The following is a 16,048-nucleotide window of genomic DNA, read 5'->3' on the forward strand; positions in this document are numbered from 1 at the left end:
CGGGCCGGGCCGGGCCGGGCCGGGCCGGAGGTGATGACACCCCGATGAGGGACTCACGGCCCGCTCACACGGGCCGTGCCGCCCTGCCGAAACGCGTCGTCGGCAATGACGCTGGAGTGAGAAACGGGCGAGGGAGGAACGATGCGCACCCCAGCGATCGTCGTCGCAGTCGACGGCACCGATTCCAGCCGGGCGGCCGTACGGTGGGCCGCACGGGAGGCAGAACTCAGCAACCAGCCGTTGCTGCTCGTCCACGTCATGGACTGGGACTGGGCCGCCGCCCGCTACGACTTCGGCAGCGAGCATTTCGAAACGGCACGGAAGAGTGCGGATGGCATCGCCGCCCGCGCGGCAACCGAGGCGACGACCGTCGCCCCGGCGATCGACGTCAGCACCGACGTGGCGATCGGTGACCCGTCAGCCCAGTTGATCATTGCCTCCGAGGGTGCGCACCTGCTGGTGCTGGGCAACCGTGGCCGAGGCGGATTCGCGGGCCTGCACCTGGGCTCGGTCAGTCAGCGGGTGGCCATGCACGCCGCTTGCCCGATCGTCGTGGTCCGCGGGCGGACGACGCCCTTGCAGGGGCCCATCGCGGTGGGGATCGACGACACCGACGGCGCCGACGAGGTGCTGGAGGCCGCATTCACGGCAGCCCGGGCACGCGGCACGTCGCTGAGCGTGATCCGGTCGTTCGTGCCGGTCCTCATGTCGTACTGGGGTCATCTCCCGCCGGCGCAGGTGCACACCCCTGAGCAGGACGACGCCGAGCGGGCCAGGCTGACCGCGCAACTGGCGCCGTGGCGCGAGAAGTACCCGGACGTTCCGGTGGAGATCCTCCTGTCGCACGACAGCGCTGCGGCGTTGCTGGTCGGCGTTTCCCACGGTACGCAACTGGTGGTGGTCGGCAGCCGCGGTCACGGCGTGATCGCAGGGACCCTGCTCGGCTCGACCGGCCTGCAACTGCTGCACCACGCCGAATGCCCGGTCCTCATCGTGCGCCCGCACGGCAAACGGGACAGCGGACGATGACCACGCCCGGCCGGACCCGGCAACGACACGGTGGACTCAATCCCGTGTGGGCCGGGCCGGACGGGATCCACGCGGTCGACGCCAAGCTGCGGCTCGCACCGGTTCGCGCGGAAGCTTGACCGGGTGCTGCGGCGGCTGCGCGACCCGAACTGACCGAGCCGGCTCCGGCTGATCGAGGAGGAGACCACATGAACGCCTACCAGCTGATCGTCGTTGGGGTCGACGGCTCCGACGGCGGTCGGCGAGCCCTCGAATGGGCGGTCCGCGAGGCCGCCGAACGAGGCAACGCCGTCCAGGCCGTCATGGTGTGGTCCTGGGACGGCCTCGACTACGGCCCGGTCACCGCGACCACCCGGGAGGAAGAGCAACAGCGCGCCTCCGAGGTGCTGGCCGCTCAGGTCCAGGAGGTCATCTCCCGGTACGGCTCACACCTGCCGATCGCCGCCGAAGCGATCGAGGGACGCCCCGCCGACGTGCTCTCCGCCGCCGCACGCAACGCCGGCCTGCTCGTCCTGGGCAGCCATGGCCACAGCGCGCTGCGGCATACCGTCCTCGGCTCGGTCAGCGCGGAATGCGTCCGCAAGGCCACCTGCCCGGTCGTGGTCATTCCGGTTCCCATCCAGCAGCGCGCCCCGGTGCGCGAGCCCGTGCCACGCCATTGAAGGAGAACTGCGATGAAGGCACTCGTGGTCTACGAATCCATGTTTGGCAACACCGCCGAGGTCGCCCGCGCGGTCGCGGACGGGCTCGTCGGCACCTTTGACGTCACTCTCGCCGACGTCCACGACATGCCGCCGGCGGCCGAGGCCGATCTGCTCGTGGTCGGAGCACCCACCCACGCCTTCGGATTGAGCCGTCCCGGCACCCGGACGGACGCGGCCAAACAGGGCGAAGTCCGCGCCGGGGCGGCCGCGGTCGGCATTCGCGAGTATCTCGAATGCTCGCCACAGCTCCCCGGGCTGCCGGTCGCCGCCTTCGACACCAAGGTGAAGATGCGGTTCCTGCCGGGATCCGCAGCCCGTACGGCACTTCGGCAGCTGCACGGCCTCGGCTGCCGTCGTGTCCTTCCGGCGGAGAGCTTCCGTGTCGACGGCACGACCGGCCCCTTGCTGGCCGGAGAACTCGACCGCGCCCGGCAGTGGGCGAAGTCCGTCGCGACTGAGTACCGGCGATGACTCGCTCGCTACAGAGCCGCACGGTGTTCGCGGTCGAGGCCGTCGCAGCACGTCATTCGGCGGCACCCGGGGCGTGGGCTTGGTTGGTCGTCGCCTCGTCCGGTGTGGTGGCAGCGGCCCTCGTACCACGCGGGCCGGTCACCGGAGGCGCGGTGATCGCCCTGCTCGTCGGTGCGGCCATTGTCGGCGCCGTGTCGGGCCTCCTGATCCGTACCCGATGGGTGCTGATCGCGGCACCGGCCCTGCACATCGCGCTCTGGGAACTGTCACGGGCCACGATCTTCCGACTGGACGGGGCTGCCTTCGGCCGGCCCCGCTTCGACGTGCCGCTCGGCGTCGCGCTGTTCCTTACCGTACATCTGATGTATGCGTTGATCGTGGCGATGCCGATGCTGATCGGCGTGCTGGGCGGACGTGCCTGGGCGCGCCGCCGAGGGGCCGCCGTCGCGGCCGGCGGTGTGGCTTTTCTCGCCGTCATGGCCGCGGGTGTGGTGCTGGTGTGGCCGTCGCGGGTCGCACCGGTGCGCGGCGTGGACGGCACGACGCCAGCGGGTAGTGTTGCCACGCTTGAGGCAGTACGCCTCGGCGGCACCCCGCAGTGGGTGTCGATGCGAGGCTCCAGCGCCGCGAATCCTGTGCTGCTGCACCTGTCCGGCGGGCCGGGCAGCTCCGACGTGGGCTGGGTACGCACTTTCAACCAGCCCTTGGAGCAGCACTTCACTGTGGTGGTGTGGGAGCAGCGCGGGGGCGGTAAGTCCTACCCGGCGCTCGATCCCACAAGTCGGCTCACACCAGATCAGCTGGTGTCCGACGGCATCGAACTGTCGGCGTGGCTGGCCGAACGCTTCGACGAGCGCAAGATCTACCTTTCCGGCAACTCCTGGGGCAGCACACTCGGCGTCCTCATGGTGCAGCGGCGACCCGACCTGTTCCACGCCTACATCGGCACCGGCCAGATGGTCAGTCAGCGCGAGACGGACCGGCTGCTCTACCGCCAGTTGAACGCCTACGCTGCACGCAACGGCGACGAGCGGCTGCGAGACGAGCTGGCCGCCCTGGGTGAGCCACCCTACCGTGATGTGTTCGGGTATGCGCTGGTGATGGAGTACTACGACGCACTGGAGCCGTACGAGCACGAGCCAGCGTTCGACGAAGCGCGAGGGCTGCGGGGATTCTTCCCGGATGAGTACAGCCTGCTCGACACGTGGAACGAGGTGCGCGGCTTCGCCGATATGGGTGGAGTGCTCTACCCGCGGCTGCAGGGCATCGACTTCCGCATCAATGTTCCCGTGCTCGAGGTTCCCGTCTACTTCGCGCAAGGCCGGCATGAACTGACCGCACGCGGCACGCTCGCCGACGAGTGGATCGCCCAGCTGCGGGCGCCGATCAAGCGGACATACGTCTTCCAGCGGTCCGGGCACAACCCGGACGCCGAGGAACCCGGACGCTTCAACCGACTACTGACGGACACAGTGCTCGCCGAGACGTACCCCCGGTGATCTGTCGCGGTCGAGCACTCGGGCCGACGGCCCGGGTCCGGCGACGTGCCGTTCGACGCCGCGCCGACACCTGTCGCACTTCCGGGCGACCTCGACGTGGCTAACGATGCAAGACAGAACGGCGAAGGAGGCAGCATGCGGACCCGCACCCATGGACGATTCCACAGTGCAAGTTGTGATCGGGTACGACGGTTCGCTGCCGTCGGGCGCGGCGATCGAGGAATACGCTCGGTTACTGTCGGCGGCGCACGCCACGGCGGCCCGCCTGTGGACTCCGCCATTCGCCGGCGAGCATCTGCGGCGACGACTCTGGACGTGATCTCAGTAGGTTGACGCATTCGTCGAGGCCGTCGAGCGGGAGGGGGAACGGGAGGCCAACCGGGTCGCAGCAATGGGTGTCGCGCTGGCGCGGGCCGCGGGATGGACGGTCTGGCCATAGCGGCTCGTGACCGGAAGGCAGCGGTGACAGTGCTCGGCTCGCGTGGCCGGTCGGCGGTTCGCGAGATCGTGCTCGGCAGTGTCGCCATGAGCACGCTGCATCGCGCGCACCGGCTGGTCCTGGTCGTGCCGCACCAGGACAGTGTCGGGATCGGATGACGGCAGGAGGCGAACAACGATGGCGGGTGTCGAGCCGAGCAGGTCAGCGGCCGGCGTGGTCGTCCACTGGCTGCCATTGGGCGCGGGCGGGCACGTGGTGCGCTGGAACGGCGCACTGTACGAGATGGTCCAGGCCCGGCGCGAGAAGCGGGTGGCCGCCGCGCTGTACCACAGCGCGCTCGAGATCGTCGTTGACGGGAACCGCTATGTCATCGAGATGGCGCCGGTCTGGGCCACCCGCACCGCTGACCGCGGCGTCGTTCTCGAAGGCCCTGTCGGTCTGCGGTGGCTCGGCCGGTTCGTTGCCTTCCGGTACGAGATTCGGCGATGGCGTGACGGGTCCATTCCTGATCTGGCGGAGGCCGTCGACAGCCTTCGCCTGGTTGATGAGGACGCGGCACGGGTTCAGCACCTGTTCGAGCTCGTACCGCAGGCGCCACCTCTCACGTGGGGCCGCGACGAACTCCGCACCGGCGAGATGTGGAACTCCAACTCTCTGATCGCTTGGCTGCTCGCCCGTAGCGGGCACGACATGAGCATCATCAGGCCACCCTCTGCCGGCCGGGCGCCGGGCTGGCGGGCAGGCTTGATACTCGCCTCCCGCCAGCTCCGGGTTGATGCTCACACCCCGTAGTAGGCGGCCCGCATGAGTTGCTGCATGTCGTCGAGCATCGGCATGCGCGGGTTGGCCGGGGCGCACTGGTCCTCGTAGGCGTTGACGGCCTGCTGCGGCAGGGCTGCCAGGAAGTCGGTCTCATCGACGCCGACGGCCTTGAAGGAGGGCTCGATCCCGGCAGCGTCACGGAGCCGTTCCACCGCGGCCGCGTACGATTCGACGCCTTCCTGGGGTGTGGCCGCCGGCAGGCCGAGCATGCGGGCGATGTCCTGGAAGCGCTCCGGTGCGCGGTAGCTCTCGTACTTGGGCCAGCCGGTCAGCTTGGCCGGGGTGGAGCCGTTGTAGCGGATGACGTACGGCAGCAGTATCGCGTTGGTGCGGCCGTGGGCCACGTGGAAATTCGCGCCCAGGGTGTGTGACATGGCGTGCACGATGCCCAGGAATGCGCTGCCGAAGGCCATGCCGGCGATGGTTCCGGCGTTGTGCATCTTCTCCCGCGCCTCGGGGTCGGCCCCGCCGTTGTGCACGGCTCGTTCGAGGTTGGCGAAGATGAGCTTGATGGCCTGCAGCGCCAGTCCGTCGGTGAAGTCGTTGGCGTAGACGGACACGTACGACTCGGTGGCGTGGGTGAGCGCGTCGAAGCCGCTGTCGGCCGTGATGGTGGGCGGCAGGTCGGCCGCGAGCACCGGGTCGACGATGGCCACGCTCGGCGTCAGGGCGTAGTCGGCGAGCGGGTACTTCTTTCCGCTCGTGGTGTCGGTGATGACGGCGAACGGCGTCACCTCGGCGCCCGTACCCGATGTGGTGGGGATGCAGACCAGCTGGGCCCGCTCGCCCAAGGTCGGGAATTTGAAAGCCCGCTTGCGGATGTCGAAGAACTTCTCCCGCATGTCGGCGAAGACGACCTCCGGGTGCTCGTAGCGCAGCCACATCACCTTGGCCGCATCCATGGCCGAGCCGCCACCCAGCGCGATGATCGTGTCCGGCTGGAAGGAGCGCATCAGCTCCGCGCCGCGGTCGACCGTACCCACGCTGGGTTCCGGTTCGACGTCGTCGATGATCTGCAGTGCCACGCGCTCCGGCCGCCGCTGCAGGACGGTGATGAGCCGGTCCACGTACCCCAGCTTCGTCATGGTGTGGTCGGTGACCACGGTGACCCGGCGCACGTCCGGCATGTCGGCCAGGTAACGGATCGCGTTCGGCTCGAAGTAGATCTTCGGCGGGACCTTGAACCACTGCAGGTTGTTGGCACGCCGCCCGATCCGCTTGACGTTGACCAGGTCCACCGCGGTGACGTTGTTCGACACCGAGTTGCGGCCGTAGCTGCCGCAACCGAGTGTCAGCGACGGCAGGAACGCGTTGTACATGTCACCGATGCCACCCTGCGACGCGGGTGCGTTCCAGATGATGCGCACCGCCTTGACCCGCTGGCCGTACTCCTCGGCGAGTTGCTCGTCCTCCGTGTGGATGACCGCGCTGTGGCCGAGACCGTTGAGCTCGACCATCTGCTCGGCGTAGCGGATGCCGTCCTCGGTCGAGGCGGCCCGCAGCACGGCCAGGACGGGGCAGAGCTTTTCCCGGGTGAGCGGTTCGTCGAAGCCGACGTGGTCGACCTCCACGAGCAGCAGCGACGTGTCGGCCGCAACGGTGAAGCCGGCCTGCTCGGCGATCCATGACGCGCTGCGCCCGACGACGTCCGGGTTGAGGCGCGCACCGGAGCAGTCCGAGCCTCCGGCCGCAGCGCCGAAGATGAACTCTTCGAGCTTGCGCTTCTCCGGTGCGGTGACCACGTGGGCGTGCAGGCTCCGGAACTCGGCCAGCGCCGCGTCGTACACGGTGTCGTCGATGATCGCCGCCTGCTCGGAGGCGCAGATCATGCCGTTGTCGAACGACTTCGACAGCACGATGTCGTGCACCGCCCGGCGCAGCTTCGCACCGCGGTGAACGTACGCCGGCACGTTGCCCGCGCCCACCCCGAGGGCCGGCTTCCCCGCCGAGTACGCCGCTCGCACCATGCCGTTGCCTCCGGTCGCGAGGATCGTCGACACTCCGGGGTGGTGCATCAGCGCACCCGTCGCCTCGACCGACGGTTGCTCGATCCACTGGATGCAGTGCTCCGGAGCACCCGCGGCGACCGCGGCGTCCCGTACGACCCGGGCCGCCTCGGCGCTGCACCCCTGCGCGGCGGGATGGAAGGCGAAGATCATTGGGTTGCGGGTCTTGAGCCCGAGCAGAGCCTTGAAGATGGTGGTCGAGGTCGGATTGGTGACCGGTGTGACGGCGCAGACCACGCCGACCGGCTCGGCGATCTCGACGATGCCGTTGATCTCGTCGCGGGCGATGACCCCGACCGTCTTCAGGTCAGCCATGTGGTTGGTGACGTGCTCGCACGCGAAGATGTTCTTGACTGCCTTGTCCTCGAACACCCCGCGGCCGGTCTCCGCCACCGCGAGCCTTGCCAGGTCGCCGTGCCGGCCCAGGGCAGCCACGGACGCCTTTGCAACGATCTGGTCGATGCGCTCCTGGTTGAAGCCGGCGTAGTCGTCCAAGGCCTTGAGACCGTTGTCGACCAGTGTCTTGATGGCTGCGTTCGTCTCGGCCGGCAGGGTGGTGGTCGCGGTCGTGCGGCTCATGGGGACTACTCCGATCGTCAGTGTCCGGAACTGCCGTCCGGTCACACCTTCATCGTCGCGTCCCCGCGGCGATTGCGCGGGGGGCCGGCGTCCCGGCCGGCCGGGACTGAAGTCCCGACTTCCCAGCGTGGCGGCGCTGCCCGCGCCGCATTGCCGAACGGCCCCGCCCCGTCCGGGGTAGGGCCGCTCGGCCATCGAGCGCACCGCTCAGTTGCCGGATCATGTGGCGGCGGCGAACTGCCCGGTCAGGTCGACGAGGCGGTTCGTGTAGCCCCACTCGTTGTCGTACCAGCCGAAGACTTTCACCAGCCGGCCCTGCGCCTGGGTGAGACGGGAGTCGAAGACGCAGGAAGCCGGGTCGCCGACGATGTCGGCCGAGACGATCGGCGCCTCGGTGTAGCTGATGATGCCGTGCATCGGCCGTCCCGGCACCGACGCCGCCGCGACGACCTCGTTGATCTGCGCCGCGGTCGCCTCCACGGCCAGCCGCAGGGTCAGATCGCTGATCGAGCCGTCGATGACCGGTACCCGCAGCGCGACACCGTCGAGGCGGCCCGCCAGTGCCGGGAGCACCAGACCGACGGCCTTGGCGGCGCCGGTGCTGGTGGGAATGATGTTGACCGCGGCGGCGCGGGCACGGCGCGCGTCCTTGTGCGGGGCGTCCAGGACGTTCTGATCGTTGGTGTACGCGTGCACCGTCGTCAGGTAACCCTGCTCGACACCGAACGCTTCGTGCAAAACCTTGAGCAGCGGCGCCACGCAGTTGGTGGTGCAGGACGCGGCGGACACGATCTGATGCCGCACCGGGTCGTAGCTGTCGGCGTTGACACCCGGCACCAGCGTCGCGTCGACGCCCTTGCCCGGTGCGGAGATCAGCACCCGACCGGCTCCGGCCTTCAGGTGCAGCGCCGCGTCGTCACGACTGCGGAGCTTGCCGGTCGCCTCGATCACCAGGTCGACGCCGAGCTCGCCCCACGGCAGGGTGTCCGGCGCCCGGCGGGAGAAGACCGGGATGCTGTGCCGGCCGACGGTCAGTACATCGTCGTCGTGGCCGACCTCGGCGTTCAGACGGCCGAATGTCGAGTCGTACTCCAACAGGTGCGCAAGCGCCGCGGTGTCGTACAGGTCGTTGATCGCGACCACCTGCAGCTGCTGGCCGGCCAGGTCCGGGGACACCAGCCGGCGCAGGTAGTTACGGCCGATCCGGCCGAACCCGTTGATGGCAACACGGTAGGTCATCGTCTCTTCCTCCAAACTTTCGTCATTCTCAGCGTCGTCCCACGGACCGGCTCGGGACAGGGTCCAACGACCCCCGCGTCTCGTACCTGCGTCACATCGATGCGCGCTCGATGCTCATGCGACGCCGAAGAACGTTCCCGTACCGGGACCTCGCGGTCATCGACGTCGAACTCGAGCCTGTCGATCACATGCACCACCCCGGCGACCTGACGTGTGAAACGCATCGATCGGTCCGTGGTGGACCAGCGGCCGACACGGCCGGTGAGAGTCACCACGCCCCGGTTCACCTCCGCCTCCACCGGTTCGACCTCATCGCCGAGCAACGGGGCCCGCAGCGCGGAGAGCACGTCGGCACGAATCTCGTCGTCGGGTCGCAGGTGCGCCTTGAGCAGGTCGCCGCGGGTGACGATGCCGACGAGCCGGCCGAGGTCGTCCACCACGGGAAGGCGCTTGACGTGTTCGGCGTCCATGGTGCGGGCGGCCGCGGCGATCGAGGTCCCGGCGAAGGTGAGTGCCGGAGGGCAGCTCATCAGCTCACCGGCCGTCCTGGCCAGCGCCTTGGCACGTGCCCCACGCCGGTGCCGGGTTTCGAAGAGCCGGGGCTCCTCGTCCCCCGCATACTCGATCTTGCGAAGTAGATCAGCCTCCGACACCACTCCGGTCACCCGCTGGAAGTCGTCCACGACGGGCACCGCACTGAAGTGCCGGGCGGTCAGCAGATCGACCAGCTCCCGGTAGGAGGCGGTCGCCGCCACGGACACCACAGCCTTGGTCATCACATCGTCCACGGTCCAGGTCTTCATCAGCCCTCCCTGTTGTCTCTGCTGAAGCTAGGAGCAACCCATCCCGGGAGTCAGGGCCGAAGGACCCGAGGTCTGCGCGGGCCGGGCAACGATCGACGACGGCCACACCGAACCTTCGGCACCGAGCGCGCGATCTCGGAGGTGAGCGTCGCATTCGTCGATTGTCAGTAAGGCCGGCGCCGGATGCGGCGCAGCCGTGAACGGAGGCGCTCCTGCATCAGGTCCACCGCCTCCTGCATCGTCTCGCCGACCGCGTGGACATGCACACCCGTTCCGTTCAGGTCGACGTGGGCGTCGACCCGATGGCCCGGGGCCGCCGCGTCGAGGGTCAGCGAGGTCCGCAGAACCGATCCGGGGGCGTGGTGCAGGGCCGCCTCGAGCTTGGCCACGGCGTACGCCACGGTGTCCGCACCGACCTTGCCGTGGGTGTGCACCTGAGGGCTGATGACTTGGTCAACACGCGTCATGACGCCTCCCCTGATCATCCCCGGATCATGACAACCGGGGCATAACCTCATGATCACTTCACTGGCGGAGACTCAGTAGGGTCCTACGGCCCGCCTTCAACGGTCGCCCGCAGCCCAGGACCTCGACCAGGTCACTGAGACAGGACTTCGGTCCCTGCCGGGCATGACCTCGCACCCTGCTCGAAGACATCGCCATGGATCACGATGGAGGGAGAGATGGAGAAGGAGGAGTCATGCGAACTCCCACCATCATCGTCGCCACCGACGGTGCCGCATCAGGCCAGGCAACAGTGCAGTGGGCGGCCCGCGAAGCCGAACACCGGCACATCGATCTACTCGTCGCGCACGTCTTGGACTGGGACTGGAACTCGGCCCGCTACGACTTCGGCGGCGGCCACTTCGAGATGGCTCGCAAGCTCGCTGAGAGCGTCACCGCCGTAGCGGCGGCGGCCGCCCGAGCCGTCGCCCCGGGGGTGGCCGTCACGGAAGCGACGCTGATCGGCAACCCGGCCGCACGGCTGCTGGCCGTCGCCGACGGCGCGGAACTGCTCGTGCTGGGCGGCCGCGGGCACGGCGGGTTCACCGGCCTCATGCTCGGCTCGGTCAGCCGGCACGTCGCCACGCACGCCCCATGCCCGGTGGTCGTCGTGCGCGGGCGCACCGACCCCGCCGAGGGACCGGTCGCCGTCGGCGTCGATGACTCCGACGCGGCCGAACATGCCCTTGCCACGGCTTTCGCCGCAGCTGCCGACCGCGGCACCAGCCTGGTCGCGATCCGGTCCTACCTGCCGACGATACCGCTGTACTACGGCGCAGACGTTCTGGCGGCGACGATCTCCACGCCGGAGCAGGACACCGCCGAACGTGCCCGTCTCGCCGAACAGCTCGCTCCCTGGCGGATGAAGTTCCCCGACGTGCCGGTGGAGGCACTGGTCTCGCACGACAGTGCGGCCGGCGTGCTGGTCGGTGTCTCGCACGGCGCGCAGCTTATCGTGGTCGGCAGCCGGGGCCACGGGGTGATCGTCGGTACGCTGCTCGGCTCGACCGGGTTGCAGCTGCTGCATCACGCCGATTGCCCGGTCTATCTGGACCGGCAGCGTGACCAGGACAAGTGACGCGTGGGGTTCGCCCGGCGGGTACCTGCGCAGTGGATGCGGTGGTCGCCGGGGCGACCACCGTGTCGCGTTCTGACGCACCGCCGGGAAACCTGCGCCCGCGGATCCGCTCAGGATCACGGAGATCAACCGGCGAGGACGTCTCGCCGGTTGGCGCCCGCCAACCCGACGGAGGTCGCCGCAACGGCCAGGATGAGCAGCATCAGCAAGCCGAACCAGTCCGGCCGATCGGAGAAGAAGTCGGGTACCTGTTGGAAAGGGCCGAGGTCGCGGATGTTCCGCGGGACGTCGAGCAGCGGGCCGAGGAGGGCGAGAACGCCGCCGGCCGTGAACGGTAACCAGACGAGCCCGATCAGCCGCGGGAACCATCCGGCCAGTAACGCGGCTGCACCGGCCAGCACCGCAGTCGCGGGCCACTGCCCGGTCACGAAGGTGAACATGCGCATTGCGGCGTGACTACCGCCGATGGTGACCGGGGCAAGCAGAGCCGTCGCCGTGGCGGCAGCCGCCAGCATCGCCGCGGTGCCGACCACGGCCGCGACGGCATGGGCCAGCAGGGGCCCGCTGCGGTGCACGCCGGTGGCGAGTTGCAGGCCGATCCGGCCGGCGGATTCCTGGTGCCGGTAATCGAGCACCTGCAGGACGGCGTAGGCGGAGACCAGGATTCCCAGCAGCGTCGCGGTGTAGGCGCAGTACGCCGCCACCGGATCAGCGGTTCCCATCTGGGAGCCGAGAAAGCCGCCCATGTCCCCGTCGCGGCTCTGCTCCACCACGCCGGAGCCCATCGCGGTGAACATCAATCCGATCGCAGTCGCGGCTGCCGCCCAGATCCGGGTGGACCGGCGGGTGAGACGTAGCCGCAACCCCACCACGGAATGCGCGGTGAGCCGATGGTCGCGGTTTCCGGAAAGGGTGATCAGCCCGGAGCGGTACTCCCGCCGGTCCGACAAGCTCCGCGCCAGATACCACAGCGACGCGACAACGATCGCGAACAGCGGCAGTGTCCACCATCGCTCGGCCGTGAACGGCCGGACGGTGGCCCGCAGTCCCAGCGGGCTCAGCCAGTTACCGGCCGGCAGATTCTGTACGTCGGCGACAGCGCGTACGGCGAAGGCGAAGGCGAAGGCGGTGAGCCCGTACAGGCGGGCGGCCGGCGCGGAGGAGGCCGCCTGTGACAGGACGGCCGTCACGGCCGCCACCAGCAGGAAGCTCAAGGCGATCGTCACGTTGAAAGCAACAGCACCGGACAGGGTGACGCCATCGACGTGGCCGGCCCACATGCCCAGCGCGACGGTACCGGCGCCGGCAAGCAGCGCCGCCACGGCGGTCAGCACAGCGGCCGCGGCCTCCAGCGGATGGTGGCGTGACACGCCGCAGCTGCGGATCAGTTCCAAGGTGCCGTCGTCCTCGGTGGCACGGGTCAATGCCACGGTGAGCAGAACGGCGAACACCGCGGCGAGGATCGTGACGATCCCACCGACCTCCCAGGTGAACATCTGTGCCGGCGTTCCGGGCAGCGGTAGCTCGCCGTACAGCAGGGTGGTCGCCGTGTCGGCCCGGGCGAGGCGCACCGCGGTGGCCTGTTGCTGCGCGGTGGCGTACGTGTCCCGATAGGCCCACACGGTGCCACCGATCAGTCCGAGCAGCAGGACCAGCCAGGCCGCGATCATCAAGCGGTGCCGGTGGGCGAGGAGTCGGATCGTGGTCATCGTGCGGCCCCCTCGTAGTGCCGCAGGAACAGGTCCTCAAGGCTGGCCGGCGTGCAGGTGATGTCTTCGGCCTGCGACCGGGCCAGCAGCTCCAGTACCAGCGGTACGTTCTCCCGCACCACGTTCAGCACCAGGTCGGTTCCCGGTGCGATGCCGTCGGCCACACCCATCCGCTGCAGACCGGCAGCCACTCGGCAGGCTTGCGCGTCGGTCAGCCGGGCGGTGACCGTGGAGGCGGCGAGGTGGCGCAGGTGCTCGAGGCGGCCGGCTTCGACGAGTCGGCCGTCCTTGACGATGGTGACCGCGTGGCAGAGTTTCTCCACCTCGCTGAGGATGTGGCTGGACAGCAACACGGTCCGGCCCGCTGCCACCGCGTCACGCACGCAACGGCGGAACAGTTCTTCCATCAGCGGGTCGAGCCCGGACGTCGGCTCATCAAGGATCAGCAGTTCGGTCGGGGCGGCGAACGCGGCCACCAGGATCACCTTCTGCCGGTTCCCCTTCGAGTAGGTGCTGATCGTCTTGCGGACGTCGAGGCCGAAATCGTCGGTGAGGCGTCGCTCGGCTGCCTCGTCGCGGGTGCCACGTAGCCCGGCGAGGGCGTCGAGGCACTGCCGGCCGGTGAGGTTGGGCCAGAGGTCGAGATCGCCGGGGACGTAGGAGACGCGACGGGTGACGGCGGCGGGGTCGCGGCCGGGGTCCCGGCCGAGGACCCGTACCCGGCCGGCACCGGCCCGATAGAGGCCAAGAAGGACGCGCAGGGTGGTGGTCTTGCCCGCGCCGTTGGGGCCGAGGAACCCGTGCACCTGGCCTCGTTCGACGAAGAGGTCGAGCCCGTCGACGGCGGCGAAGTGTCCGAAGCGTTTGACAAGCCCCTGCACCTCGATGGCGGCGGATGCGGTCATCAGTTGCGTGCCTCCTCGATGGCGGCGATGAACATGTCGGCGATGGCCCGGGCGAGACGGTCGTCGCCGTTGACGCGTACGTACAGTTGCGCCGCCCGGCAGGCCACGGCGGGGTCGAGTGAGGCGATCAGCTGCGGCAGCGCTGTGCCGAGCCGAGCCATTGCCGCCTCAACCGTTGCCGCGGCGACCTTCTCCACGTCGATGTCGCCGCCCGATCGGGCGGCAAGCGCGTGAAAACCGGCAAGGCTCTCCGCGAGCCGGGCCTCGTTGAGACCCTGATAGACGGCCTCGGCCTGCGGTGGCATGTCGCCGCGGTAGTAGGCGAGTTCCATGAAGTCACGCTCCTGGCGAATGGCCCTCTGGACTTTTTCGTCGGTGGCCCGCGCCGCCAGATCGTCGTAGAAGCCGGCCACGACAGCGGGCATCGGCGAGATCAGGTCGCCGCGCTGTGCCGCCTCGATCAGGCGTAGCGTCCGAGCCCGCTGGGCCGACAGTTCGGCGATCCCGTGATTGATGGCGTCGGCGGTGGCGATCAGATCCGCCAGGACGTTATCGGTGGGCCCGGACTGCTGGTCGAGCACGGTCGCGATCCGGGACAACGGCACGCCCGCCTGCACCAGCCAGCGGATCCGGCTCACCCGGGCGACGTGGCTCAGATCGTAGTTACGGCGTCCCTGTCGGGTCCCGGGCACCGGCACCAGCCCGATCTGGTGGTAATAGCGGATCGTGCGCACCGTGGTCCCGGTCAGGTCTGCGAGCTCCTTGACGAGCATGAGGTCAGTGTGGACTGTGACGTGACGTCACACGCAAGCCTTCGTAACCGAATGCATTAGGTCGGCACTCGACGGGCTCAGGCTGCGCCGTAGCCGCCGCCGGTCGCGGTCTGCCGGTCGTCCCAGACCCAGTCGATCGCGTTGACGACGGTGACCACGCCAGGCACCTGCCGGGTGACCTGACCGGCCGCGTCGGCCGTCGACGCGCGGTCGACACGGCCGGTGAGTGTGACGGCGCCGTCACTGACCTGTGCGTCGACTTCTCTCACGCTGTCGGCGAAATAGGGGGCGAGCATGCCGGTCAGCACGTCGTCACGGAGTTCGTCGTCCGGCCGCAGATGCGCTTTCAGCAGGTCACTGCGCGCGACGATGCCGAGCAGCCGACCGTGGTCGTCGATGACGGGCAGCCGCTTGACGTTCTCAGCGTCCATCAGCCGTGCCGCTGCGGCGATCGACATACCGGTGCGGGCGATCACCGGCGGGGCGCTCATCAGATCCGCGGCGGTGCCGACGGCGGCTTTCGCCCGTTCGTCACGCCGCCGCCGGCCGTCGAAGAGCCGCGGCTTCTCGTCCCCGGCATATTCGATCTTGCGGAGCAGGTCGGCTTCGGACACTACCCCAACCACCTGGACCGACTCGTTCACCACCGGCACCGCGCTGATCCGCCGCCCGATCAGAAGATCGACCACTTCACGGTAGGAAGCGCCCGGCTCCACGGTCACGACCGCTGTGGTCATCACGTCGTCGACTGTCCAGACCCGCATCACAATCCTCCTTGGCCGTGTCGCCGTGTCAGCGATCCGCTTCCCAGCCGGCGCCGAGCAGGCAGGTTCCGCAGCCGCGGCAGGCGCCATCGCCGTCCACGGAACCGTTGGCGCGCACGGTGTAGGGGCAGGGCGCGCCAGTCGGTGTGGCGTACCGGTGCACCTGTACGGCCGGCGGCGACGATGATGGAGCCTCTACACGTTGCGCGCTCATGTCGGTCCTCGCAGTCAGGTGAGAAACCAGCACACCCAGCGGTTCCTCGCTTCTTCGTCATAGCGGCGTTGCGGAGGGCAACCGCCGCCGCTTACGCGCCAGATGCTCCTCGACGCGTGCAAGCAAGGCTTGAACGTATTACCAGCATGAACCGGAACTGATCGGGTGGGCAGGGGCTACAGGACCACCGGGCTGGGACCTTCGGCCTGGTGTTCGTCAAGGGTTGTCAGAGCCCGCCAGGCGGCGGGCCAGGGCCTGCCACAGGTCGCGTGACAGCGAGACGTGCCGGTCGTCCATCTGGCGCAGCGCGGCCACGCCCACACCGCACAGGGTGCCCATCCCGGCGCCCACGCCGACGAGCACCGCCTCTGACAGCGCCACGATCAGCCACGGTGTAACGGCCAGCAGAACCAAACTCAGGCCGGTCAACTGCGACGGCTGCGCTGGCCAGGAACATCAGTGCCGTGAGATGGAGCGCAACAGTGGCCGCGCCGTCGTCTCCCACAGCGG

At 69.1% G+C, this 16,048-nt stretch carries 17 protein-coding genes; 8 read left to right on the forward strand and 9 right to left on the reverse strand.

Annotated elements, in window-relative coordinates; translation table 11 throughout:
- Positions 1 to 141: 141 nt before the first annotated feature.
- The 7 genes from ACFQV6_RS15575 to ACFQV6_RS15605 all read left to right on the forward strand — a co-directional run bounded on the left by ACFQV6_RS15575 (position 142) and on the right by ACFQV6_RS15605 (position 4,934).
- Positions 142 to 1,029: a universal stress protein gene (locus tag ACFQV6_RS15575; RefSeq protein ID WP_378028183.1), complete on the forward strand. Its 888-nt coding sequence runs from the start codon at positions 142 to 144 to the stop codon at positions 1,027 to 1,029.
- A gap of 188 nt (positions 1,030 to 1,217) precedes the next feature.
- The gene (locus ACFQV6_RS15580) at positions 1,218 to 1,691 is read left to right on the forward strand and encodes a universal stress protein (RefSeq protein ID WP_378028184.1); all 474 of its coding nucleotides are present in this window, start codon (positions 1,218 to 1,220) and stop codon (positions 1,689 to 1,691) included.
- A gap of 12 nt (positions 1,692 to 1,703) precedes the next feature.
- A complete protein-coding gene (locus tag ACFQV6_RS15585) occupies positions 1,704 to 2,204 on the forward strand; it encodes a flavodoxin family protein (protein ID WP_378028185.1) in 501 nt (166 codons plus the stop codon).
- Positions 2,201 to 3,703, forward strand: coding sequence for an alpha/beta fold hydrolase (locus ACFQV6_RS15590; protein WP_378028186.1), 1,503 nt, complete (start codon positions 2,201 to 2,203; stop codon positions 3,701 to 3,703). The genes ACFQV6_RS15585 and ACFQV6_RS15590 overlap by 4 nt, the downstream gene beginning before the upstream one ends.
- Positions 3,704 to 3,878: 175 nt before the next feature.
- Positions 3,879 to 4,022: a hypothetical protein gene (locus ACFQV6_RS15595; RefSeq protein WP_378028187.1), complete on the forward strand. Its 144-nt coding sequence runs from the start codon at positions 3,879 to 3,881 to the stop codon at positions 4,020 to 4,022.
- 101 nt (positions 4,023 to 4,123) lie between these two features.
- Entirely contained in the window at positions 4,124 to 4,300 is a 177-nt protein-coding gene (locus ACFQV6_RS15600) for a universal stress protein (protein WP_378028188.1), read from the forward strand.
- Between the two features lie 19 nt (positions 4,301 to 4,319).
- Complete coding sequence (locus ACFQV6_RS15605; protein ID WP_378028189.1) at positions 4,320 to 4,934, forward strand: hypothetical protein; 615 nt, start codon at positions 4,320 to 4,322, stop codon at positions 4,932 to 4,934.
- Here ACFQV6_RS15605 and adhE read toward each other — a convergent pair.
- The 4 genes from adhE to ACFQV6_RS15625 form a co-directional block, all read right to left on the reverse strand.
- Entirely contained in the window at positions 4,922 to 7,549 is a 2,628-nt protein-coding gene (gene adhE, locus ACFQV6_RS15610; protein ID WP_378028190.1) for a bifunctional acetaldehyde-CoA/alcohol dehydrogenase, read from the reverse strand. The genes ACFQV6_RS15605 and adhE overlap by 13 nt on opposite strands.
- A 219-nt stretch (positions 7,550 to 7,768) precedes the next feature.
- A complete protein-coding gene (gene gap, locus ACFQV6_RS15615; RefSeq protein ID WP_378028191.1) occupies positions 7,769 to 8,788 on the reverse strand; it encodes a type I glyceraldehyde-3-phosphate dehydrogenase in 1,020 nt (339 codons plus the stop codon).
- The gene (locus ACFQV6_RS15620) at positions 8,785 to 9,591 is read right to left on the reverse strand and encodes a CBS domain-containing protein (protein WP_378028192.1); all 807 of its coding nucleotides are present in this window, start codon (positions 9,589 to 9,591) and stop codon (positions 8,785 to 8,787) included. Before ACFQV6_RS15620 ends, gap begins: the two co-directional genes overlap by 4 nt.
- A gap of 164 nt (positions 9,592 to 9,755) precedes the next feature.
- Complete coding sequence (locus tag ACFQV6_RS15625) at positions 9,756 to 10,058, reverse strand: HPF/RaiA family ribosome-associated protein (RefSeq protein ID WP_378028193.1); 303 nt, start codon at positions 10,056 to 10,058, stop codon at positions 9,756 to 9,758.
- A gap of 233 nt (positions 10,059 to 10,291) precedes the next feature.
- Here ACFQV6_RS15625 and ACFQV6_RS15630 point away from each other — a divergent pair, with 233 nt between their 5' ends.
- Positions 10,292 to 11,173 carry a universal stress protein gene (locus ACFQV6_RS15630; RefSeq protein ID WP_378028194.1) on the forward strand — a complete coding sequence of 294 codons (882 nt, stop codon included), beginning with the start codon at positions 10,292 to 10,294 and terminating at the stop codon, positions 11,171 to 11,173.
- 125 nt (positions 11,174 to 11,298) lie between these two features.
- Here ACFQV6_RS15630 and ACFQV6_RS15635 read toward each other — a convergent pair whose 3' ends face one another.
- The 5 genes from ACFQV6_RS15635 to ACFQV6_RS15655 all read right to left on the reverse strand — a co-directional run bounded on the left by ACFQV6_RS15635 (position 11,299) and on the right by ACFQV6_RS15655 (position 15,919).
- Positions 11,299 to 12,882, reverse strand: a complete 1,584-nt coding sequence (locus tag ACFQV6_RS15635) for a hypothetical protein (RefSeq protein WP_378028195.1) — start codon at positions 12,880 to 12,882, stop codon at positions 11,299 to 11,301.
- Positions 12,879 to 13,787, reverse strand: a complete 909-nt coding sequence (locus tag ACFQV6_RS15640; protein ID WP_378028196.1) for an ABC transporter ATP-binding protein — start codon at positions 13,785 to 13,787, stop codon at positions 12,879 to 12,881. Before ACFQV6_RS15640 ends, ACFQV6_RS15635 begins: the two co-directional genes overlap by 4 nt.
- Positions 13,787 to 14,560 (reverse strand): MerR family transcriptional regulator, encoded by a 774-nt coding sequence (locus ACFQV6_RS15645; RefSeq protein WP_378028197.1) that lies wholly within the window; start codon positions 14,558 to 14,560, stop codon positions 13,787 to 13,789. Before ACFQV6_RS15645 ends, ACFQV6_RS15640 begins: the two co-directional genes overlap by 1 nt.
- Positions 14,561 to 14,637: 77 nt before the next feature.
- A complete protein-coding gene (locus tag ACFQV6_RS15650; RefSeq protein WP_378028198.1) occupies positions 14,638 to 15,324 on the reverse strand; it encodes a CBS domain-containing protein in 687 nt (228 codons plus the stop codon).
- Positions 15,325 to 15,754: 430 nt separating this feature from the next.
- On the reverse strand, positions 15,755 to 15,919 hold the full coding sequence (locus ACFQV6_RS15655) for a hypothetical protein (RefSeq protein ID WP_378028199.1): 165 nt from the start codon (positions 15,917 to 15,919) through the stop codon (positions 15,755 to 15,757).
- Positions 15,920 to 16,048: the final 129 nt, after the last annotated feature.

The sequence above is a fragment of the Actinoplanes sp. GCM10030250 genome, from assembly GCF_042666575.1.
In the GTDB taxonomy this organism is placed as follows: Bacteria; Actinomycetota; Actinomycetes; order Mycobacteriales; family Micromonosporaceae; genus Actinoplanes.